At 66.4% G+C, this 22,057-nt stretch carries 20 protein-coding genes; 16 read left to right on the top strand and 4 right to left on the bottom strand.

Annotated features, from left to right (window positions below; genetic code table 11):
- Positions 1-137 precede the first annotated feature (137 nt).
- Positions 138-3,023 (top strand): preprotein translocase subunit SecA, encoded by a 2,886-nt coding sequence (gene secA, locus RJQ01_RS01340; protein WP_350474897.1) that lies wholly within the window; start codon positions 138-140, stop codon positions 3,021-3,023.
- On the opposite strand, the gene RJQ01_RS01335 is transcribed toward secA, so the two are convergent.
- Complete coding sequence (locus RJQ01_RS01335; protein WP_350474896.1) at positions 3,020-3,466, bottom strand: Rv3235 family protein; 447 nt, start codon at positions 3,464-3,466, stop codon at positions 3,020-3,022. The two genes, secA and RJQ01_RS01335, sit on opposite strands and share 4 nt — an antisense overlap.
- 186 nt (positions 3,467-3,652) lie before the next feature.
- Here RJQ01_RS01335 and RJQ01_RS01330 point away from each other — a divergent pair, with 186 nt between their 5' ends.
- Positions 3,653-4,237 carry a hypothetical protein gene (locus RJQ01_RS01330; RefSeq protein ID WP_350474895.1) on the top strand — a complete coding sequence of 195 codons (585 nt, stop codon included), beginning with the start codon at positions 3,653-3,655 and terminating at the stop codon, positions 4,235-4,237.
- On the opposite strand, the gene RJQ01_RS01325 is transcribed toward RJQ01_RS01330, so the two are convergent.
- A complete protein-coding gene (locus tag RJQ01_RS01325; RefSeq protein WP_350474894.1) occupies positions 4,213-4,512 on the bottom strand; it encodes a helix-turn-helix domain-containing protein in 300 nt (99 codons plus the stop codon). The two genes, RJQ01_RS01330 and RJQ01_RS01325, sit on opposite strands and share 25 nt — an antisense overlap.
- Before the next feature lie 127 nt (positions 4,513-4,639).
- Here RJQ01_RS01325 and RJQ01_RS01320 point away from each other — a divergent pair, with 127 nt between their 5' ends.
- Genes RJQ01_RS01320 through RJQ01_RS01310 form a run of 3 tightly spaced genes read left to right on the top strand, consistent with a single transcriptional unit; the run spans position 4,640 to position 8,225 of the window.
- Positions 4,640-5,284 carry a hypothetical protein gene (locus tag RJQ01_RS01320; protein ID WP_350474893.1) on the top strand — a complete coding sequence of 215 codons (645 nt, stop codon included), beginning with the start codon at positions 4,640-4,642 and terminating at the stop codon, positions 5,282-5,284.
- Position 5,285: 1 nt separating this feature from the next.
- Entirely contained in the window at positions 5,286-6,719 is a 1,434-nt protein-coding gene (locus RJQ01_RS01315) for a CpaE/TadZ family protein (RefSeq protein ID WP_350474892.1), read from the top strand.
- Between the two features lie 9 nt (positions 6,720-6,728).
- Complete coding sequence (locus tag RJQ01_RS01310) at positions 6,729-8,225, top strand: sensor histidine kinase (protein WP_350474891.1); 1,497 nt, start codon at positions 6,729-6,731, stop codon at positions 8,223-8,225.
- Positions 8,226-8,318: 93 nt separating this feature from the next.
- On the opposite strand, the gene RJQ01_RS01305 is transcribed toward RJQ01_RS01310, so the two are convergent.
- The gene (locus RJQ01_RS01305) at positions 8,319-8,921 is read right to left on the bottom strand and encodes an RsmD family RNA methyltransferase (RefSeq protein WP_350474890.1); all 603 of its coding nucleotides are present in this window, start codon (positions 8,919-8,921) and stop codon (positions 8,319-8,321) included.
- Positions 8,922-8,986: 65 nt separating this feature from the next.
- On the opposite strand from RJQ01_RS01305, the gene RJQ01_RS01300 reads away from it, so the two are divergent.
- The 3 genes from RJQ01_RS01300 to coaD all read left to right on the top strand — a co-directional run bounded on the left by RJQ01_RS01300 (position 8,987) and on the right by coaD (position 12,585).
- Positions 8,987-11,257 carry an ATP-dependent DNA helicase RecG gene (locus RJQ01_RS01300; protein WP_502885209.1) on the top strand — a complete coding sequence of 757 codons (2,271 nt, stop codon included), beginning with the start codon at positions 8,987-8,989 and terminating at the stop codon, positions 11,255-11,257.
- Between the two features lie 77 nt (positions 11,258-11,334).
- The gene (locus RJQ01_RS01295) at positions 11,335-12,069 is read left to right on the top strand and encodes an endonuclease/exonuclease/phosphatase family protein (protein WP_350474888.1); all 735 of its coding nucleotides are present in this window, start codon (positions 11,335-11,337) and stop codon (positions 12,067-12,069) included.
- A 24-nt stretch (positions 12,070-12,093) separates the two neighbouring features.
- Positions 12,094-12,585 (top strand): pantetheine-phosphate adenylyltransferase, encoded by a 492-nt coding sequence (gene coaD, locus RJQ01_RS01290; RefSeq protein ID WP_350474887.1) that lies wholly within the window; start codon positions 12,094-12,096, stop codon positions 12,583-12,585.
- 128 nt (positions 12,586-12,713) lie between these two features.
- On the opposite strand, the gene RJQ01_RS01285 is transcribed toward coaD, so the two are convergent.
- Entirely contained in the window at positions 12,714-13,421 is a 708-nt protein-coding gene (locus RJQ01_RS01285; RefSeq protein ID WP_350474886.1) for a GntR family transcriptional regulator, read from the bottom strand.
- A gap of 133 nt (positions 13,422-13,554) precedes the next feature.
- Between RJQ01_RS01285 and RJQ01_RS01280 the strand changes: the two genes are divergently transcribed.
- The 8 genes from RJQ01_RS01280 to RJQ01_RS01245 are packed head-to-tail and all read left to right on the top strand — an operon-like array spanning position 13,555 to position 22,052.
- Complete coding sequence (locus RJQ01_RS01280) at positions 13,555-14,688, top strand: Bug family tripartite tricarboxylate transporter substrate binding protein (RefSeq protein WP_350474885.1); 1,134 nt, start codon at positions 13,555-13,557, stop codon at positions 14,686-14,688.
- A 9-nt stretch (positions 14,689-14,697) separates the two neighbouring features.
- A complete protein-coding gene (locus RJQ01_RS01275; RefSeq protein ID WP_350474884.1) occupies positions 14,698-15,723 on the top strand; it encodes an amidohydrolase family protein in 1,026 nt (341 codons plus the stop codon).
- Positions 15,720-16,268: a tripartite tricarboxylate transporter TctB family protein gene (locus RJQ01_RS01270; protein ID WP_350474883.1), complete on the top strand. Its 549-nt coding sequence runs from the start codon at positions 15,720-15,722 to the stop codon at positions 16,266-16,268. The genes RJQ01_RS01275 and RJQ01_RS01270 overlap by 4 nt, the downstream gene beginning before the upstream one ends.
- A gap of 1 nt (position 16,269) precedes the next feature.
- Positions 16,270-17,943: a tripartite tricarboxylate transporter permease gene (locus tag RJQ01_RS01265; protein ID WP_350474882.1), complete on the top strand. Its 1,674-nt coding sequence runs from the start codon at positions 16,270-16,272 to the stop codon at positions 17,941-17,943.
- Positions 17,940-18,935 carry an LLM class flavin-dependent oxidoreductase gene (locus RJQ01_RS01260; RefSeq protein ID WP_350474881.1) on the top strand — a complete coding sequence of 332 codons (996 nt, stop codon included), beginning with the start codon at positions 17,940-17,942 and terminating at the stop codon, positions 18,933-18,935. Before RJQ01_RS01265 ends, RJQ01_RS01260 begins: the two co-directional genes overlap by 4 nt.
- Positions 18,932-19,819, top strand: a complete 888-nt coding sequence (locus tag RJQ01_RS01255; protein WP_350474880.1) for a fumarylacetoacetate hydrolase family protein — start codon at positions 18,932-18,934, stop codon at positions 19,817-19,819. Before RJQ01_RS01260 ends, RJQ01_RS01255 begins: the two co-directional genes overlap by 4 nt.
- A 47-nt stretch (positions 19,820-19,866) precedes the next feature.
- Positions 19,867-20,826 (top strand): NAD(P)-dependent oxidoreductase, encoded by a 960-nt coding sequence (locus tag RJQ01_RS01250; protein WP_350475025.1) that lies wholly within the window; start codon positions 19,867-19,869, stop codon positions 20,824-20,826.
- A complete protein-coding gene (locus RJQ01_RS01245; RefSeq protein ID WP_350474879.1) occupies positions 20,823-22,052 on the top strand; it encodes a M24 family metallopeptidase in 1,230 nt (409 codons plus the stop codon). The genes RJQ01_RS01250 and RJQ01_RS01245 overlap by 4 nt, the downstream gene beginning before the upstream one ends.
- Positions 22,053-22,057 lie beyond the last annotated feature (5 nt).

The raw sequence follows: 22,057 nt of genomic DNA, 5'->3' as shown, positions 1-22,057 counted from the left end.
GGTGTCAGCGCTCGCGCTCGCACCGGGCGGCGACCAACGCTTGCTAGCATGGGCGCGCCGCGCTCGCGCGGGCCTGCGGCGTGTTCGCGGTGCCCCCACCCAGGCGCATACGCGGCCCGACGACGGGGAGTGACCAAGTGGCGAATGTTCTCGAGCGTGTTCTGCGGGTCGGCGAGGGCCGCCTCCTGCGCCGACTGAAGTCGTACGCCGACGCGATCAACCAGCTCGAGGACGACTTCAGCGACCTCACCGACGACGAGCTCATGAACGAGACCGCCGAGCTGCGGGAGCGCTACAGCAACGGCGAATCGCTCGACGACCTCCTGCCCGAGGCTTTCGCGGCCGTGCGCGAGGCCTCCAAGCGCACTCTGGGCTTGCGGCATTTCGACGTGCAGCTCATGGGCGGCGCGGCGTTGCACCTCGGCAACATCGCCGAGATGAAGACCGGCGAGGGCAAGACCCTCGTGGCGACCCTCGCGGCCTACCTCAATGCGATCGCCTCGCGCGGTGTGCACGTCATCACCGTCAACGACTACCTCGCGAGCTACCAGAGCGAGCTCATGGGGCGCATCTACCGTGCTCTCGGCATGACGACCGGCTGCATCCTCTCTGGCCAGACCCCGCCCGTGCGCCGCGAGCAGTACGCGTGCGACATCACCTACGGCACGAACAACGAGTTCGGCTTTGACTATCTGCGCGACAACATGGCCGGTCAGGTGGCTGACATGGTTCAGCGCGGCCACTACTTCGCGATCGTCGACGAGGTCGACTCGATCCTCATAGACGAGGCGCGCACGCCGCTCATCATCTCGGGCCCCGCGAGCGGGGAGGCGAACCGCTGGTATGCGGAGTTCGCGCGCATCTCGCAGCGTCTCATCGCCGGCACCGATTTCGAGGTGGACGAGAAGAAGCGCACCGTGGGCGTGCTCGAACCGGGCATCGAGAAGGTCGAGGACTACCTCGGCATCGACAACCTCTACGAGTCGGCGAACACCCCCCTCATCTCGTTCCTCAACAACGCCATCAAGGCGCAGGCGCTCTTCAAGCGCGACAAAGACTACGTCGTGATGAACGGCGAGGTGCTCATCGTCGATGAGCACACGGGCCGCATCCTCGCCGGTCGCCGCTACAACGAAGGCATCCACCAGGCGATCGAGGCGAAGGAGGGGGTGACGATCAAGGCGGAGAACCAGACGCTCGCGACCGTCACTCTGCAGAACTACTTCCGCCTCTACTCGAAGCTCTCGGGCATGACGGGTACGGCTGAGACCGAGGCCGCCGAGTTCATGAGCACCTACAAGCTCGGCGTCGTCGCGATTCCGACCAACAAGCCGATGAAGCGCATCGACCAGCCCGACCTTGTCTACAAGAACGAGCAGTCGAAGTTCGAGCAGGTCGCGGCCGACATTCAGGAACGCCACGACAAGGGCCAGCCGGTGCTCGTGGGCACGACGAGCGTGGAGAAGAGCGAGCTGCTCTCGCGCCTGCTCGCGAAGCGGGGTGTGAAGCACGAGGTGCTGAACGCGAAGAACCACTCGCGCGAGGCGGCGATCATCGCGCAGGCGGGCCGGGTCGGCTCGGTGACGGTCGCGACGAACATGGCCGGTCGCGGCACCGACATCATGCTCGGCGGCAACGCCGAGTTCCTCGCGGTCAGTGAGATGAACAACCGCGGGCTGTCGCCGATCGACACGCCTGAGGAGTACGAGGCCGAGTGGGACGCGGTGTTCGAGCGCGTGCAGGCGCAGGTCGCCGAGGAGGCTGCGAAGGTCGTCGAGGTCGGCGGTCTGTACGTGCTCGGTACCGAGCGCCACGAGTCGCGCCGCATCGACAACCAGTTGCGCGGCCGCTCGGGCCGCCAGGGCGACCCCGGCGAGAGCCGCTTCTACCTGTCGTTGCAGGACGACCTCATGCGTCTGTTCAATGCGGGTGCCGCGGAGGCGCTCATGGGCCGTTCGAACGTGCCTGACGACCTCGCCATTGAGTCGAAGGTGGTGAGCCGAGCGATCCGCTCGGCGCAGTCGCAGGTCGAGTCGCGCAATGCCGAGATTCGCAAGAACGTGCTCAAGTACGACGACGTGTTGAACCGTCAGCGCGAGGCCATCTACACCGACCGCCGGCGCATCCTCGAAGGGGACGACCTGCAGGATCGCGTGCAGGTGTTCCTGGAGCAGACGATCACGGAGATCGTGGAGACGCACACGGCCGTCGGCCACTCCGACGACTGGGACTTCGACCAGCTGTGGACGGAACTGAAGACGCTGTACCCGATCACGCTGACGATCGACGAGGTCATCAGCGAGGCGGGGGCGAAGCTCACGAGCGGCTTCCTTATTCGTGAGCTGGTGTCGGATGCCCGGCTCGCGTACGAGCGCCGCGAAGAGTCTCTCGGCCGCTCGGCGACGCGCGAGCTCGAGCGCCGCGTTGTGCTCAGCGTGATCGATCGTCGCTGGCGCGACCACCTGTATGAGATGGACTACTTGAAGGACGGCATCGGGTTGCGCGCGATGGCGCAGCGCGACCCGCTCGTGGAGTACCAGCGCGAGGGCTTCGCGCTCTTCCAGAGCATGATGAGCCAGATCCGCGAGGACGCGATCGGGTTCCTGTTCAACCTCGAGGTCGAGGTGACGGGCAGCTCCGGCACGGCGCAGGTGACGGCGAAGGGGCTCAACGCCCCGCAGACGCCGCAGAACCTCAGCTACACGGCGCCGAGCGCCGACGGCGAGGTGGAGGTGCGCAACCAGCGCGGGCAGATCCAAAACGCCCCCGCCGAGGTGGCGCGCGGTCAGCAGGTGAGCCCGACGTTCGCCGGTGCGCAGGCGGGCGCTGCGGCACCCGCGCCCTCGCGCTCCGGCGGCACGGCACGGCGCCCTGCGGCGCAGGGTGGACAGTCTCAGGGCGGCCAGGCCCAGCAGGTCGGCGCGACGGGTGCGTTCGGCCAGCAGCGCAAGCCTGCCGCGGGCGGTCCTGCGCCGGCCAACCGGGCACAGCGGCGCGCGCAGGAGAAGCGCAAGAAGCGCTAGAGCACGTGGATGGCGCTCGCGCGCCAGCGACGATCGAGCCCCTCGAGCCTGATCGCCACAGCGCGGCATCGCGCGCGGTTCATCACGATGACGACGGCTTCGACGACTCCGTCCCGCGGCTCGCAGATGCGCACGCCCCCGAGACTGAACGAGGGCCGGCGGGTCGGCGCTCGACGTGCCGCACGGGCGCGAGCGCTGATGATGGAGCGGGTGAGAAGGGTGCGGTACACGTCATCGGTCACCCATCGTGCGATCTGCTCGAGCTCGCGTGCGCCCGCGAGAATCTCTATGACGCAGCGCGTGAGGTTCTCCACCAGCGGCCGGGGGTCGGGCAGCTCGCTCGACGCTGTCGGCTGGTAGTCGAAGAACTCCTCCTGAGCGATGCGGGCGGCCGCAGAGCGACCTCGGGGGGCGTGCGCGTGCAGCGGAAGGGCGGTGGACACCGTCGGCTCCTCTCCCGGTGAGGGGTCGGGTCAGCACGCGAGGGAGCGCTCGTGAGCAGACCGGTCTATGCACCCCTGATCGGGGTAGCCCTACCCAATCAGAACTTATTCTCAATTGTCCAGGCCCGCGCAGCAACTGTGGAAAACCCATGACCGAGCGTCGGGGCCGATCGCTACCGTCACCGCATGCGCTGGGACCACCTCTTTGACGATCTTGCTGGGCAACTCGAACATGAGCTCCACGCAGAAGAGGTCGATCTGCAGCAGGAGGAGGAACGCCTGCGACTGGGTCGGCTCGAGCTGCGCGATCGGCTGGCGGTCGTCCTGCGCGAGCGCGAGCCTGAGCGTCGCATCCTCACGGTGCGCACCCAGAACGGTGAGCTCCACCGCGTGCGCTTGCGTTCGCTCGGCCGCGATTGGCTTGCGGGTGACCTCACCGACAGCACCGCGACCCAGGCCGTCATTCCCCTGCGGGCTGTCGAGTCGCTCGCGCTCGACACCGATCAGGCTCAGCGCACGCTCACGCCCGCCCCGGCGCGCGACGACCTCTCGGCTCGGCTGGGGCTCAGCTTCTTGTTGCGAGATCTGTGCCGGCGTCGCGTCACGCTCACCGTGCGCACCGCGGTCGGCGATCTGCACGGCACCATCGATCGCGTCGGACGCGACCACCTCGACCTGGCCGTGCACGACCGAGACGCGCCGCGTCGTGCCATCGCGGTGACCCAGGTGAGGATCGTACGGCTGGATCAGGTGCTGCTCGTGCGCCTCTGACCGGCCCGCCTCTGCTCCGGGAAGAGTTCGGCGACGTCGGCGAATTCCGCCTCGTTCCACAGGGCGAGACGCTTGGTCTCGTCGTACTTGTCAGCGATGAAAGCCTCGAGCACGCTCGACTCGACCCGCCATTGACCGACGGAGCCGAGACGAATCGCCGGTAGCTCCCCCGAGCGCACGAGCGCGAGCACCTCCGCGGCGGACAGGCTCAAGATCTCCGCCACATCGGCGAGGGTCACGAACCGTCCGATCGGGTTCAGCGGGTCATCGGGCATGAGTCGATTATCGTCGTCGACCCGCGCGAGCGGTACGGCGTGTGGATAACTGCGAGCCGCAGACTCCGGCTCTCGTCAGGATCAGTGCCGACGACCGCGTGCCCAGCACCCCGAAGGAGGCCCTCGCATGGCAGCACAGACTGCGAGAGACCAGCCGGCGCCCCGACCCCGGCGCTACCGTGACCCTCGACTGCTCATCGGCCTCGTGCTCGTCGTCGTCTCGGTGCTCGGTGTCGTGGGGGTCGTCGCGGCCGTCGACGACGGTGTCGAGGTGTACGCGGCACCGCGTCTCCTCATGGTGGGCGAGCGCATCGTCGCGCAGGACCTCGAACTGCGGCGCGTCTCGCTCGGCCCCGACAGCAGCGCCTATCTGCGCGATGGGCAGCTGCCGGAGGGTGGCGTCATCGTGAGCCGCAGCGTCGGCGCGGGCGAGCTCGTGCCGCTCGCCGCGGTCGGTGACGCGCGCGGAGCATCCTCGACCACCATCGTCGTCGCCCTGGCGACCGATCTGGGCGGCACCGTGCGCGCCGGCGACATTCTCGATCTCTGGTCGGCGCCTGCCCTCGACGCGGGCCGCTACGGGGCGCCCACCGTTCTCGCATCCGGCGCGCAGCTCGTGCGAACGGTTGCCCCCGACGGCATCGTCGCCGGCGGCGAGGCCGCTCGGGTCGAACTGTTGGTGCCTCGGCGCGACATTGCACGAATCCTGCACGCGGTCGCCAACGGTGATGCACTCTCGGCGCTCCCGGTGTCTCTCGCGGTGGGGCCCTGACATGCGCATCGCCCTGGCCGCACCCGGCCTCGACGCCGACGCCCTCGAGCTCGCCCTGCTGCGGGCCGGGCACCGGGTGGTCTGGCGGGCGTTCGACGCTGATGGGATCATCGGCCAGTTGGCCGACGTCGCACCCGACGTCCTCCTCCTCGCCGACCATGTCGATGTGGCGACGACCGCCGTCGTCGGGGCCTGCGACATGCTGGGCGTGCGCAGCGTACTCGTCACGACGGGCTCGCCACTCAGCTCAGCGGCCCGCCGCCTGGGCGTGCACGAGCAGCTCACTGCTCGACCGGGCGCGCCGATCGACCTGGCCGCCCTCGACGCGGGGCCACTCGGCGCCACGAGCGTGGCGCCGGTCGAGGATGAAGGTGCGCTCGCGCCTGACCCGCGTGCCGACGAACTCGTGCTCGACGATGAGCCCCCGAGCGCGCCACAGAGAGTGCGGCGGTCGACGCGATCACGCCCACGGTTTGACGGGGGTAACGGGCGCGCACCACGTGGCGGCGCACTCACCCGGAAGGCGCTCGACCCGGCTTCCATCGCGCCCCGCATCGTCGCCGTGTGGGGGCCCGCCGGGGCCCCCGGTCGCACGACGATCGCCATCGGGCTGGCCGCGGAGCTCGCTGCCCGCGGACTGCCCGTGTGCCTCGTCGACGCCGACACCTACGGGGGTGCGATCGCTCCGTCGCTCGGGCTACTCGACGAATCGCCCGGCTTCGCAGCAGCCTGCCGCCTGGCGGGCTCGGGTGCGCTGACGGCGGATGAGCTCGATCGAGTCGCTCAACGCGTACCTCGGGGCTCAGCATTGCGCGCACCGCACGGCGAGCTGCGGGTGCTCACCGGCATCGGGCGACCCCACCGATGGCCCGAACTCTCCGCCGAGCGCGTGACGAACGTGCTCGAACAGTGCCGAGGGTGGTGCCCCATCATCATCGTCGACACCGGCTTCAACCTCGAGACAGACGAAGAGCTCAGCAGCGACCTGCTCGCACCGCGGCGTAATGCTGCGACGATCGCCGCTCTGCGCGCGGCAGACGATGTCGTCGCGGTCGGCGCGGCCGATCCGCTCGGGCTCGCCCGACTGCTCCGCATCTACCCTGACCTGCTTGACGTGGTGCACACCACGCGGGTGCGCGTCGTCGTCAACCGCGTGCGATCAAGTGTCCTCGGGCTCGATCCAGGTGGGCAGGTGCGACAGACCCTGGAACGCTTCGGCGGCGTCAACGACGCGGTGCTCATCGACGACGATCCGCACGCTGCAGACGCCGCACTGCTCACCGCCCGCAGCGTCGTCGACGCGGCACCCCGGTCGGCATTGCGCGCCGGCATCGTGCGAGTTGCAGACGCCCTCCAGCTCAGCGATCAGGCTGCGCCACCCCAGCGCCGGTTCATCGACGGTCTGGCGGCGCTCCTGCCCGGACGCAGCGGCTAGCCTGAGGGGGTGTCGACCCTCTCCGATCTCGTGCACGAGCACGCCGCCTCGAGCGAGACCGACATCGAGTGGCTGCACCTGCTCATCGCCGACGGGCAGCTCATCGCCGACCTCGCGTTCGCCGACATCGTGCTGTGGGTGCCCACCGCGGAGGGCGGCTTCGTCGCCGTCGCGCACCAGCGGCCGTCGAGCTCGGCGACCCTGTTCTACCGCGACTTCGTCGGGCAGGAGATCAGCCCCGAGTGGCGCGACCAGGTCACCGAGGCCTACAGCACGCGCAGCATCATCGACTCGAGCACGCCCGACTGGTACGAGGAGACCCCCACGCGGCTGCGCGCCATACCCGTGCTGAGCCGCGATGCGGGCGGAAAAGCGGTGAGCGAGCATCCCATCGCCGTCATGACGCGCCACACCAACCTCAGCGAAGCCCGCATGCCCAGCCGTCAGGAACTCACCTTCAACGAGTGCGCCAACGACATCTTCGCGATGATCGCCGCCGGCGACTTTCCCGACATGACCGCCCCGAGCGGGCCCCGCCGTGGAGCGCCCCGCGCCTCCGACGGCCTGTTGCGGCTCGACGTCGACGGCACCGTCACCTTCGCGAGCCCCAACGGCCTCAGCGCCTTCAACCGCATGGGATTCGCCGGCGAGCTCGAAGGCGAATCGCTCGCGCACGTCACCACGCGCCTGCTCAGCGGAAAGCTTCAGGTCGACGAATCGCTGCCGCTCGTCGTCACCGGCCGCGCGCCGTGGCGCACCGACATCGAGTCGCGAGGCGTCACCGTCTCGCTGCGCACCATCCCGCTGCGACAGCAGGGCCAGCGCATCGGCGCGATCGTGCTCGTGCGCGACGTCACCGAAGTGCGGCACCAGGAGCGCGAGCTCATCACCAAGGATGCGACGATTCGCGAGATCCACCACCGCGTGAAGAACAACCTGCAGACCGTCGCCTCCCTGCTCCGCATTCAAGCGCGCCGCACGCACAGCGACGTCGCGCGCGAGTCGCTCACGCAGGCCATGCGCCGCGTCGCCGCGATCGCCGTCGTGCACGACACCCTCTCCGAGGGGCTCAGCCAGAACGTCGACTTCGACGAGGTCTTCGCGCGCGTGCTCATGCTCATCGCCGAAGTCGCCTCCGGGCACTCGACGACCGTGCGCCCCAAGTCGACCGGCAGCTTCGGCACGCTGCCCAGCGAGTACGCCACGCCGCTGGCCCTCGCGCTCACCGAGCTCGTCACCAACGCCGTCGAGCACGGCTTCGCGGGCCGCGCCGACGGCGAGGTAGAGATCATCGCGAGCCGCACCGACGACACACTCGCCGTGAAGGTGCGCGACAACGGCGTGGGCCTCGCCGAGGGCAAGGTCGGCTCGGGCCTCGGAACGCAGATTGTGCGCACCCTCATCCAGGGCGAGCTCGGCGGCGTCATCGACTGGCACACCCTGCAGGGCGAAGGCACCGAGGTGACCATCGAGGTTCCGCTGCTCTACCTCAAGCGCCGCGCCTAACCCCCCGCCGCCTTCCCGAGCCAGATCTGGCACGAAGGGGCGCTCGGGGCGCACCGAACCGCCCTTGTGCGCCAGATCTGACGCAGTCGGCGGTTACTCGCCGGTGGTCACGAGCCAGTGCAGCACCGTGTCGCCGTAGTTCGTGCTCCGGTCGAGCTCGAGTCGTGCGGGCAACGCCGGCAGCGCCGAGCGCGCCCCTCGCTCGAGCACGACCACCGCATCCTCACTCAGTAGCGGGTCGAGCAACTCGAGTGCTCGTGCGAGCTCCGCGTCGCCGAGGTCGTACGGGGGATCGATGAAGACGAGATCCCACGGGCCGGTCGCCGAGGCGAGGAACGTCGCGACCGCCTTCGTGACGACGTGGATGCTCGGGGCCGAGCCTCCCGTCGCGTCGCGGCGCGCGTCGCCAGCGGCTTCGACCCGCGCCGCGACGAGCCGCGCGTTGCCGCTGCAGACGCGCGCGGCCGAGCTCGCGCGCTCGACGAGGACCACCTCGGCGGCTCCGCGGCTCGCGGCCTCGAGCCCCAGCGCCCCGCTGCCCGCGTACAGGTCGAGCACGCGTGCGCCCGCCACGAGGTCGCGGGCCTCCAGCGAGGAGAAGATCGCCTCGCGCACGCGGTCGCTCGTGGGGCGGGTGCCCGACTTCGGCACCTGCAGGGTGTGGGAGCCCGCGTGGCCGGCGATGATGCGCGTCACGACCCCCACGCTACCCCCGCCCCTCGCACCCACCGACCCGCGCACCCGCGCCAGATCTGACGCGAATGGGCGCTCATCGCCGCCGAGATCGCCCCGTCGCGTCAGATCTGGCACAGGGGGGAGGCGGCGGTAGCGTGGGGGCCGTGACCAACCCCCTGGATGCGCGGCTCGGCGGCGTGCTGGGCGACCGCACGGCGAAGGCGCTGACCAAGGCGTTCGGGATGCGCACCGTGGCCGATCTGCTCGCCCACTACCCGCGTCGCTACGCCCGTCGCGGTGAGCTCACCGCCCTCAGCGAGCTCACGGTCGGCGAGTCGGTCACGATCGTCGCCGACGTGCTGAGCGTGAGCGAGCGCACGATGAAGCAGCGCAAGGGCTCGATCCTCGAGGTGGCGATCGGCGACGGCAAGGGCATCCTCACCCTCACGTTCTTCAACCAGACGTGGCGCAAGGCTGAGCTCACGCCCGGCCGCCGCGGTATTTTCGCCGGCAAGGTCGGCGAGTACCGGGGGGCGCGCCAGCTCGCCCACCCCGACTACGAGCTGTTCGAGACCGGTGACGAGCGCGACCCGGGGTCGGGGGGCCGCGACGCCCAGAAGTGGGCGATGCAGCCGATTCCGATCTACCCGGCGACGAGCACGGTCGCGAGCTGGCAGATCGCGAAGACCCTCGCGATCGTGCTGGACACCCTGCCGCCGCTCGACGACCCGGTGCCGCGGCAGCTGAGAGAGGAGCGTGGGCTGCTCGATTTCGCTCAGGCGCTGCAGTGGATCCACCGGCCCGAGCAGGACAGCCAGTGGCGCCGCGCGCGCGACACCCTCCGCTTCCACGAGGCGTTCGTGCTGCAGGCGGCCCTGCTGCAGCAGCGGGCGGCCCTTCGCGCGCAGCCGGCCGCGCCCCGCGTGGCGGGTGACGAGCTGATGGGGTTCGACGCCGCCTTGCCGTGGACGCTCACCGATGATCAGCGGCTCGTCGGGGAGGAGATCGCGCGCGACCTCGCGGCGGAGGTGCCGATGAACCGCCTCGTGCAGGGCGAGGTCGGCTCGGGCAAGACCCTCGTGGCGGTGCGGGCGATGCTGACGGTCGCGGAGGGCGGCGGCCAGTCGGCGCTGCTCGCCCCGACGGAGGTGCTCGCCCATCAGCACTACCGCAGCATCGTCGACACTCTGGGCCCCGACCGTGCGGCTCGGATGCGCCCCGTGCTGCTCACCGGCCAGTTGGGCGCGGCCGAGCGCAAGCGCGCTCTGCTGAGCATCGCGAGCGGGGCATCCCGCATCGTCATCGGAACTCACGCTCTGCTGGGAGACACGGTGCAGTTCGTCGACCTGGGGCTCGTCGTGGTCGACGAGCAGCACCGCTTCGGGGTCGAGCAGCGCGAGAGCCTGCGCCGCAAGGGTGCCGTGCCGCCGCACGTTCTCGTGCTCACCGCGACGCCGATTCCTCGCACGGTCGCGATGACGGTGTTCGGCGATCTCGACATCTCGACGATCGCGACCCTGCCCGCCGGGCGCGTGCCGATCGTGAGCCACGTCGTCGCACTCGCCGAGCGACCCGAGCTGTGGCATCGGGCGTGGCAGCGGCTGGGCGAGGAGCTCGAGCAGGGCCGTCAAGGCTTCGTGGTGGTGCCGGCCATCGACCCGACGACCGTCGAGGACGATCCCGACGCGCTCGCGCCCGAGGATGACCGGCGAGTCGAGGCGGCACCGGATGCTCTGCCCCCACTGCCGGCGACGGTGGCCGAGCTGACGCCGCTGCTGCGTGCGCATCCCGCGCTCGAGGGTCGGCGCATCGAGCCGCTGCACGGCCGCATGTCGACAGAGGAGAAGAACTCCACCATGCAGGCGTTCGCACGCGGCGAGGTCGACGTGCTCGTGGCGACGACGGTCATCGAGGTCGGCGTGGATGTACCGAACGCCTCCACGATGGTCGTCGTCGAGGCCGACCGCTTCGGGGTGAGCCAGTTGCACCAGTTGCGCGGTCGAGTGGGGCGTGGCGGGGTTCCCGGGCTGTGCCTGTTCGTGACCGCCGCGCAGCCGGAGACTCTTGCGCGCGAACGTGTTGAGGCGGTGGCGTCGACGCTCGACGGCTTCGAGCTCGCGCAGGTGGACCTCGAGCTGCGGCGCGAGGGCGACGTGCTCGGTGCGACCCAGAGCGGAGGGCGTTCGAGCCTCACGCTGCTGAGGGTCGCCACCGACGGCGACCTCATCGGAGACGCCCGCGTCGCGGCGGCGGAGGTGCTCGAGGCGGATGCGGGCCTGGCGGAGCATCCAGCCCTGTCAGATGCTCTCGCGCGACGACTGGACGACGACGCCCGCGAGTTCCTCGCCAAGAACTGACTCGAGCCGCGGTGCGACACCTGAGGGACTGCCCCGAGGCGGCGGAGGGTGGCGTCGCCCGTCGTAGGGTTAAGGCGATGAGAGTGATCAGCTACAACCTGCGCAAGCATGCGGCCGTTGGCGAGCTCGCCGCGCTCGTCGCCGATCATCGGCCGAACCTGCTGTGCCTGCAAGAGATCGACACCGACCGCCTCCCGGTCGATCTCGGGCCCCTGCACCTCGCCGACGCGACCAAGCTCAACCGGCTCGGGCTCGCGATCTACTACGACAACGAGCGATTCGAGGCGCTCGAGACGAAGGCGTTCGCCCTCAAGAAATCGCTGCACGACATCATCGCCAAGCCGGCCCTCGAGCGATTGCTCGGCAGCCACCTGCACGACCGCACGAAGCAGCGCGAACTCGTGCTCGGGTCGTTCCACGCCGCGCCGCTCACGGCGCTGAACTCGCTGCGCCGCACGCAGATCAAGGCCGCCCACGACGCGCTCGACACCTTCGGCGAGACGCTGCCGACGCTCATGGTGGGCGACTTCAACTACCCCGTCTTCCAGGATTTCCTCAACCGTCGTCTGCAGCAGACCGGGCACGAGGTGACGCTGAGCGACGCGCGCACGTACACGCGATACAAGTTCTTCCGCGGCCACTTCGACTTCGCGACGTCGATCGGGCTGACCATTCGCAGCGTCACCACTCTCGAGCAGGGCGCGAGCGATCACCTGCCGATCTTCGTGAAGGCCGACTACACGGAGGAGGCGTCGCCCGTGGCGGACGCCAGCACCGCGGACGGTGCCGATGAGCCCGTCACCTCCCCGTAGCGTGCGCGCCGATAGGCTGGGGTCATGAGCAGGATCGCCGTTGTTCCTGGGTCGTTCGACCCCGTCACGCTGGGCCACCTCGACGTCATCGAGCGGGCGGCGGCGATCTTCGATGAAGTGCACGTCGTCGTGGTGCACAACCCCGGCAAGACGGCGATGCTGCCCATCGCGCAGCGTGTGACCCTCATCGAGCAGGCCGTGGCCGACCGGGCGCTGCCGCAGAGCATCCTCGTCACCAGCTGGAGCGTCGGCCTGCTCGTCGACTATTGCACAGACGTGGGAGCGAGTGTTCTCGTGAAGGGCGTGCGCAGCCAGGTCGATGTCGCGTACGAGACACCGATGGCGATCGTGAACCGCGACCTCGCCGACGTCGAGACGGTGTTCATGCTGCCCGATCCTGCGCATGCGCACGTGTCGAGTTCGCTCGTGCGGCAGGTCGCCGCGCTGGGGGGAGACGTGGCGCCCTATGTACCGCGGGCGGTCGCCGAGTTCTTGCAGGCGGACGAGGCAGAGTAGCGGCGAAGCGGGTCACCGACTGTTGGTATGCATGACATTCGGTGAGCAAGGTCGCTAACGAGGACGTGTGCACGGATGCCACCGGGGCGCACTTGCGCTCTGCGCAAGGTCGATTCCGGCGAGCTAGCTCACGTCGATTCCGGCAGCATCTTGAGTCGAATGAGACGCGACGAGGCGATGTGATCGACAGCCGCTGCGTCTGCCCCTTCGGGGTCCTTCGACTCGATCGCATCGACGATCGCGGCGTGCTCCTGGAGGATTGTCTGCGGACGCCCTTGGTACTCGAACGTCGTGGTGGGAAAACGCCGCACCCGGTCTTGCACGGTTCGAACTTGAACCTGCAGAAATGAGTTGTGTGACGCGTAGGCCAGATAGTCGTGGAACTCGTGGTTGAGCTTGAAGCTCTCGGCGGTGTTGCCGCTTGCCACAGAGCGAGACATCTGCTCGAGCAACCAGCGCAGTTGTGCGATCTCGGGAGGGGTTGCTTGGATGGCAGCCTGTCGGGCGGCAAGTCCGTCGAGGACGGCACGTACGTCGTAGATCTCGAGCACTTCTTCATGCGAGATTTCGCTGATTGCGAGACGACGCCCACGACGAACCATGAGGTGGTCCGCAACTAGACGCAAGCATGCCTCTCGAATCGGAGTGCGACTCAACCCGAGCATGCCTGACAGATCTTCTTCGCTGTACTGACTTCCGGGTTCGAGAGCTCGGGAGAGGATCGCTTCTCGCAGAGTCAGGTAGACAGCCTCCGACGAGCGCCCCAGGGTGCTGAACTGATCCCACAGCTGCGCGATTGCCGCGGCAGTCGTGTCCTTGGCGATGTCCACCTTCATGTCTCCCAACCCTTGAGATGCACGCAGTATGTGCGCTGTATACGACGATTATTCCAGAGTGGGCGCGGCCTCCCATAATTCAGCACTTGACCGTTCTGAACACACTGTATACGGTGCATAGTACGTGCGCAGAGTGGCGCGCGTCGGAGACCCTCCGTGGAGAAAGGCTCACAGTATGAAAGCTCACAAAGGTGTCAGCGCAATACTCGGAACATTCGCAGTTCTCGCTCTCGTGGCCTGCAGCAGCACCGCCCCAACCGAACAACCAGATGGCGGCGGCGACGCCGAGTCGTGGACGCCAGAGTATGTCGACGGCGTACTTCAACCGTTGCCCGACGGATTCCCGAACGAACAGATCACGCTCATCAACCCTGACGTTGCCAGTCACGACGATGGACTCTACGCGCGAGCGATTCAGGCGGCGCTAGATGGCATTTCGCCAGTCAGCATCGCGGTGCGCGATGAGGGATACCCGACCTTCGGAACATGGGCAGGTATTCAGACGCTCACGTCTGAACCGGGCGGCAATGAGGGCTACCTCATGCTCATCACCGCGCTCACCGGTTCGGGCATGGACTTGCTCACAGAGCCCATCACCGATGAGTTCGGACTGACTCTGGACGACCTCAACCCGGTTATCGCTACGGAGCAGACCCCCTTCGTTCTCATGACGCGCTCCGACGCCCCGTGGGACAGCTACGAAGAGATGGTGGAGACCGCCAAGGCCAACCCCGGCACATTGCGATACATGGCGGCAGTCGGCTCGCAGCTTGACATCGCCATGACGCGCCTTCAGTCCGAGGGCGGTTGGGATGCTCAGAAGATTCCTGCGGGCGGAAGCGACGAAGCAGGCACGATCGTTGCGGCAGGGGAGGGTGACGTCACTGTCCTGACGCCGTCAGTGGCACGTGCTCACCTTGAGTCGGGGCGCGGCAAGGTATTGCTCATCGTTTCGTCCGAGATGGAGGCCCCGGAAGGCTATCCGGATGCCGTGACCACGGCTGCGATTGGTCTGCCTGACGAGCCCTGGGGATCCACCCGAGGCTTCGTGGCATCTCCCGAGATTCCTGAGCTGCACAAGGAATGGCTCTTCGAACTCATTCGTGCGGCCTCCGAGCAGCCCGTCTATGCCGAGCGTCTCGCTCAGCTGCCTGGCTCATTCGCGATCCTGCTCGACGGTGATGAAGCCCGCACCGCGATCGCCAACGCGGTCGACTTTGCGGAGCCGATCATCCGTGAGCTCGGCCTGCACTACGAGCAGAACTGAGTCATCGGCGTGAGTGTGAACAGGAGCGGCAACGCAGCGATAGACGTGCATGCGCATTTCCTTCCCGAGTCAGCGGTGACGGCTTATCGCTCGGGTCGGGCATGGCACGGAATCGAATTCGAAGCAGGACGAGGCGGAGTACCCGTGGCTGTCACGGGCGCAAGCCGCTTCGCGTTCGGATCGCCTCTTCACTTCGAACCCTTCGAGAAGCGCATCGCGCTGAGCGAAGAGCGCGGAGTGGACACGGAGGTGCTTTCGCTGCTGCCGCCCCTGTTCCGCTACGACCGACCAGCGCCCGAAGGACTCGCTGCCGCACGCGAACACAACGACGAGCTCTCCGAACTCACCGTTCGGTATCCCGGTCGGTTCCTCGGTTTGGCGACTGTACCGCTACAGAATGCGGAGTTCGCGGCCGAGGAGGCGCGCAGGGCTCTTTCCCTCGCGGGAATTGTCGGTGTGACGATCGGAACCCATGTCGCTGGCGTTAATCTCGACGCGCGGGAGCTCGAGCCCTTCTTCACGGTGCTTGACGAGCTCAGTAGCTTCGTGCTCATCCATCCGATCGCTCCGAGAGACGGGATGGGTGCTCTCGACCAGCACTACCTCCGCAACGTTATTGGGAATCCGCTCGAGACGACCATCGCCGCAGCAAGCCTGATGGCGAGCGGTCGCTTGGAGCAGTACCCACAGGTGAACTATTGCCTCGCCCATGGCGGCGGCTACACGTGCGCGGCGATGGGCAGACTCGCGCATGCAAGCCGCGTACGTCACGAGTTCACCGACCGTGCACTGGAGGTGCGCGCCGACCTTCACCGGCGCTTCTACTACGACACGCTCGTGCATGACGAGCTGACGCTGCGGCACCTCATCGATGTCGTCGGTTCGGACCACGTGCTTCTGGGTACCGATTTTCCTGCCGACATGGGGCAAGTCGACGCAGCTGGGTTTGTGCGGGGAAGCCACATGTTGAACATGGAAGAGAAGGCCTCGATCCTCAGTGGCAATATTCGCCACATCCTGGGAGAGATGAGATGACGACCGAGCCAGAGCGAGTCGGCGAGAAGAGAGTCGTCGATCGGGCCGAAGGCATGGACAAGCGCCTTGACCTGAGCATGGCGATCGTAGTGACAGCGTTCGGGATCTTTCTCATGATCGCGGCATCGCTCTTGTCTCCCGGAAGTATCGCGGGTCCTATCGGTACGGGCGACGTTGCGTTCATCACCGGCGCGCTCACTGTCTTGCTGGGACTCAGCCTGGTGATCCGCAGGCTTCTGCGGTGGCGTGCTGACCCCCAACTCCTTCCGACTGAAGGATCGGCGGATGTGCCGGGCTACTCCGCAAGTCTCTCGAGGGTCGGCCTGGTCTGGCTCGCCTGCGTCATCTACACAGTAGTCCTGCCGTGGGTCGGTTTCTTGTTAGTCACACCCCTTCTGGTCGGGGCATTGCTCTGGTTACTCGACGTACGGCGTTGGCGCCATCTCCTATTGCTGTCGTCGATTTCGACCGCTGCACTCTACGTTTTCTTCGGCCTGATTCTGCAGGTGCGTCTGCCGCACGGACTACTAGAAGGGGTGCTCTGACATGGAACTGTTCCTGAATACCTTCGCCGAAGCCGGCCTCTTGCTCGTCAACCCCAACGTCGTCATTGTCATGCTGATCGGCGCCATCCTCGGCAGTATTGCCGGCGCTCTGCCTGGCATCACGACGACCCTCGCCGTGAGCGTCACACTGCCGCTTTCCTTCGTCATGAGCCCAGAAGCTGCAGTAGCGTTCCTCGTCGCCATCACCGTCGGGGTGAACTACGGCAACAGCATCCCAGCGATTCTGGTCGGGGTCCCGGGTACCCCCACTGCAGTTCTCACGGCGATCGATGGCTACAAGCTGCACATGCAAGGGAAGAGCGGCCTCGCACTGGGCGCGCAATACTTCGGTGGTCTCGTGGGCCAGCTCATCAGCACCGTCTTCTTCGTGGCCCTAGTCGTGCCTCTGTCCCAGTTGCTCTACGTCTTTCTGACCCCGGAACTGTGGGCTCTTCACTTGCTCGGGATGACGGCGATCGTCGCTCTCGCAGGCAAGAACGTGTTCAAGGGACTCATCGCCGCACTCTTCGGGCTCGCCGTGGCGATGGTTGGGCCAGATCCGGTCTCACTCGTTTCTCGTTTCCACTTCGGAGTGTTCGAATTGCGCGGAGGGTTCGAGGTGGTGCCCGTCGTGATCGGCGCCCTCGCGATCAGCGAACTTATCCGGTCCAGCCGCCAGGTGTACTCCTGGAAGGAAGTGTCGGGAGGTTTCCAAGGTCGCTTCCCTCGCTGGTTCGAACTGCGGCGAATGATGCGACCGATTGGCATCGGCGCGGTGACGGGGACCGCGATGGGGGTGATCCCTGGTGTGGGGGGTACCGCAGGGACGTTCCTTGCGTATCAGCAGGCCAAGATGTGGTCGAAGCATCCCGAGGAGTTTGGCGAGGGCAGTGTCGAGGGCATTGCTGCCAACGAGTCGGCGCAGAACGCATCACAGGCCGGAGAAATGGTACCCACCTTCGGGTTCGGCATCCCCGGTTCAGGCTCAATGGTGCTGCTGCTCGCAGCACTCACCGTGCATGGTTTTGTGCCGGGCCCGCTCCTCATCCAGGAGACACCGGAGATGCTGTATGCGGCTACTGCGGGCCTGCTCGGAGCGGTCTTGGTACTTGCGGCGCTCGGCTGGCCCATCGCGAGAATGCTGTTGGGCATCGTCACGATCAACCGGTCAATCGTGCTCACCATTGCGCTGGTCCTCAGCATCATCGGCGTGTATGCCCTGCGCAATTCGATTTTCGACGTCGTCGTCATGCTCGTCTTCGGCGGCATCGGATACTTCATGCTGCGATACGGCTACTCGACTGCGGCTTTCGCTCTCGCCGTCGTGCTTGGCGGATCATTTGAAGGCCTGCTCCGGCGAGGGATTCTCCTGACCGACAGTGATTGGGGCCAGTTCTTTACGCGACCCATCACTCTCACGATGGTCATCATTTCCATTCTTCTTCTCGTCTACGGGATCGTCGGCACGATTCGCACCAGTCGCAGGATGCGCGCTCGCGTGGCTGCGACCGCCGCCGAGCAGTCGGCGACCTCGCGGTCAGTTGCCACCCACGGGCGTCCGGGAGTCACTAGCGACTCCACCGCGGACCCCAATTCCACGCCTTCCACTTCACCATCACCCACCTCGGACTCCCCCGAGAGTGGTACTCCCTCAACACAGAAGGACCCATCGTGAAATTCGGTTTCAAGCTCAGCATTCATGGACAGCACACCGACACACGCTTCTCAGAGTTCATCGACCTCGCTCGTCGAGCCGAAGGTGTCGGCTTCGATGGCGTCTTCGTGGTGGACCACCTGTTGCTTCCCGGCTCCCGCCTCGTCGGCTACACGAATGCACCGGTGGAGAAGCCCTACTTCCACGACGCGTGGACCGCTCTGGCAGCGATTGCGCAAGCTACCACCAGCGTTAAGGTCGGACCGCAAGTCACGCCCATAGGTTTGCGGCACCCTGTCTTCATTGCGAAGTGGGGTGCGACGGTCGACCAGATCTCGGAGGGTCGATTGTTGCTGCAGGTGGGGGCCGGGCACCAGAAGATCGAATACGAGTCGTATGGCTTCGAGTATCCGAATCTCGCGCGGCGTGTAGAACGGCTCAAGGAGGGCATCGAGGTCATCCGGGAACTCTGGGAGAGCGAGGATGTCGCGAACTACGAGGGAGAGCACTACGTGCTGCGGGATGTGCCGTTCTTCCCGAAGCCGTATCAGGAGCGGCCAGAGATCTGGCTGGGTGGAGGCTCTACCGCCATCAAATCCCTGGTCGCACACCACGGAGACGGTTGGACCCCGGCTGCTCCACAGTACGGCGGGATCACGCCTGAGGCGTTCCGCGAGTCAATGGCGGAGATTCGTGATCAGGTCACCGATGAACGCGTAGTCACGCCAGCTGCGCTGTTCTATGCAGTCGTTACGGAGGACCCATCTGAGGTTGAACGCGCACTTGACATGCTTCGTCGCCGAACAGATTGGTCGACCTATTCACGCGAGGAGTTCCGCAAGAAGGCGATCGTGCTCGCCGGTTCGCCCTCCGAGATCATCGACTACATCGAGCAGTACAAGGCGGCAGGCATGGAGTACATCTCTCTCGCGTTCTTGCCAACGGACGACCTTGCGGGCACACGACGCATGATCGACGCGGTGGGCTCACACGTCATTCCGCACTTCGCATGAACGACCCGGCGTTCGCGGCACCCTTCTTCGCGACCGTGGATGATCACCGAACGGTGGTAGTCCTGGAAGATGGGGCGGCGCGAGATCTCTGCGAAGTCCTGCACGGTGCGGTGGACGAGAGCCCCGATCACGCACGAGCGTGCCTCCCCGCTGCGATCGCCGCCTGGCCCGAGATCGAGAAGGTTGCACGGGCGGTCGTGGGCCGGCCCTGGGAGTCGGTGGTCGTCCGGGCACCCATTCCCCGGCCCATCAACGTGCTCGGCGCACCGGTGAACTTCCGAGCGCATCAGGGCGAGTTGGGAGCGGAACGGTCCTCGAAGGGCACAGTTCAGGACATGGGACTGTTCGTCAAGGCGAGCGGCAGCGTGAGCGGTCCCGATTCCTCTGTGACTCTGCCGGATCTGCCCGGTCGCGAATTCCACTACGAAGGGGAGATCGCCATCGTGATCGGAGCTGGCGGTCTGGATCTGGATCGAGAAGCGGCGCGAGCGGCGATTGCAGGATTTACGGGCGCTCTCGACGTCACGATGCGCTTGGAGACCGATCACCGAGAAGAACGCTCGATGCGAAAATCCTTTGCGAGCTTCACCCCTACTGGGCCGGCGGTGCTGCCGGCCGCACCGGGGATGGAGGAAACGCTCGGGCTCCGACTGTCCGTGAACGGCGAGCTCAGGCAGGAGGGCACACTCGCTCAGCTCATCGTGGGCGCCGTCGACCTTGTGATGCTCGCCTCGTCTGTCATCGAGTTGGAGGCCGGTGACCTGATACTTCTGGGCACCCCTCAGGGAGTAGGGCCGCTCAGCCCGGGAGACAAGGTTCGGCTAGACGTCGACGGCCTGCCGCCCCTTGAACTTGACGTGGCCAGGAGACGGGGACCATCGTGACAGCGCCACTCGTCGTGTTCAGTGCCAGACTCGGCGCCCTCACTCAGATGGAGGAGCAACTTCTGCCCCGCGCGCGAGTCGCCGTCGCAGAGCTGAGTGATCGCGACTCGATCGCGGCGGCCGCGGAGGGGGCCACCATTCTGGTCGTGGGAGCGGTTGAACCACTCGACGCGGAGACTCTGGCGAGGATTCCCTCGGTAGTCGCTGTCATACGTCGGGGAATCGGTGTCGACAATATCGACCTCGACGCCGCACGTCGACTCGGAATCCTGGTGGGGAATGTCCCTGCGGCGTCAGTTGAAGAGGTGTCGGACCACGCTCTTGCCCTTCTGCTCGCGGGCTTGCGCAGGTTGAGTGAATTCGACGCCGCAGCTCGTGCAACGGACGGCGCCGCAACAGCGCGCATCGGCAGTTCACTTCCGCCGTTGTCCTCCACGACCCTGGGCATAGTCGGGTTTGGCCGCATCGGCCGCGCTCTCGCTCGGAAAGCGCGCAGCGTCTTCGGTGAAATCATCGCTTGTGATCCACTGCTCGAGTTGCGGAGCATGCACGACAGCGTCCGGATCGTGCCGCTTGACGAGGTAGTCGCGCGATCCGACGCGATCTCGCTTCACGCACCCGGCGGTGCCGTGGTGATCGATGAGCGGGCGCTGCGCGCCGTGCGACCGGGGGTCGTGATCGTCAACACGGCGCGTGGCTCTCTTGTTGATGAGGTGGCTCTTGCGCGTGCCGTCGCTGACGGCCGGGTTGGTGCCGTTGGTCTCGACGTGACGCTCCATGAGCCGCTGGCCGATGAGGATCCGCTCCGCACCCTGCCCGGAGCGATTCTCACGGGCCATGCCGCCGCCAAAGGCAAGGAGTCCGCTGCATCACTACGCCGTGGCGTCATCGACAACATCGAGGATGTGCTCGATGGCCGATCGCCCCGTTTCCTCGCAAATCCCGACGTGCTCGAGAGTGCGAGGTTGAGGCTTGCCGTCTCGACTGAAAAGGAGAATCCACGATGACCATCGATATCGAGCTTTTGCGACGTAAGAGGACCCAACGGCTCCGGGAGGGCATGGAGCGATTCGGATTCGATGCTCTCGTGGTGTTCGAGTACGCCAATGGGCGCTACGCGATCGATCTGCGTCCGCTGTACGCACCGAATTTCCTTGTGCGCCAGGCGGTGGTTGTGACTCTCCAATCCCCGGAGGTCATCGTCTTCGTTCATCAGGACGACACTCCCCATCGACGTCAGCTCATGGAATGGGTTCCTGATGCCAATGTGCGAGCATTTCCCACCGGGGTCATGCTCGAGGGCGGTGGCGCCCAGGCTCTCGCGCCCATCGGTGATGCGCTCGCGGAGCTGGGGTTCACTAAGGGAAGACTCGGCACCGACATTGGGACGCCGGCAAGCCTGCAGAATCTCTTGGCGTTGGTTCCAGACTCCGAAGTTGCTGATGCCAACGCGTGTTTGAACTGGGTTCGATCAGTCAAATTTCCCGAAGAAGTGCAGCTCCTTCGAGAGGCGTCCTCGATCGTCGACGAGGCCATGGCGGTGGCGGTCGCAACGGCGCAACCAGGGGTGCTCGAGTGCGAGATCCTCGCGGAAGTCATGCGCACCTTCTACCGCCGTGGTGCGGAAGTCCCGCAATGCAACCTCATCGTGTGCACGGGTGACAACACTGCGCCTATGCAGCGCTATGCGGGAGAACGCGCAGTACGTGACGGAGACCTCGTCTTCATGGATATCGGAGCCTGTTTCTCTGGGGTCTTCAGTGAGGCGACTCGGACCATCGTCTGCGGCGAACCGAACGCACGCCAACGGGACATCTTTCGCGTGGTCTACGAGATGCACGAGGCCATCATCGGGGCGATAGCGCCTGGTGTAACCGGAGAAGATCTACAGCGGGTGGCTGGGGACGTCCTCAGCACTAGTCCCTACGAGGACAAGCTTCAGAAAATGATCATCGCTCATGGAATCGGGGTGGGGTACGCGGAGCCGCCTTTCATCTCACCCCCGGGCCGTCCGACCCCTCCACTGGTCCTGGAAGAGGGCATGATCCTTGCGGTCGTACCGACGATCGTCGTCGAAGGAGTACCCGGCGGCGGCGGAGTGAGACTCGAAGACCTCGTCGCCGTGACGGCGAGCGGATATGAGGTCCTCACCCAATACCCGTACGACTCAGCTCTGTTGCGGGATATCGCCGGCACAGGCGTTCTTGGCCCCGACACACAACGAAAGGCATAGAAGGA

The sequence above is a fragment of the Microcella sp. genome (assembly GCF_040286215.1).
Lineage (GTDB): Bacteria > Actinomycetota > Actinomycetes > Actinomycetales > Microbacteriaceae > Microcella.
Note: the sequence above shows the minus strand (reverse complement) of the source record. Positions and strands in the feature narration are given on the sequence as shown.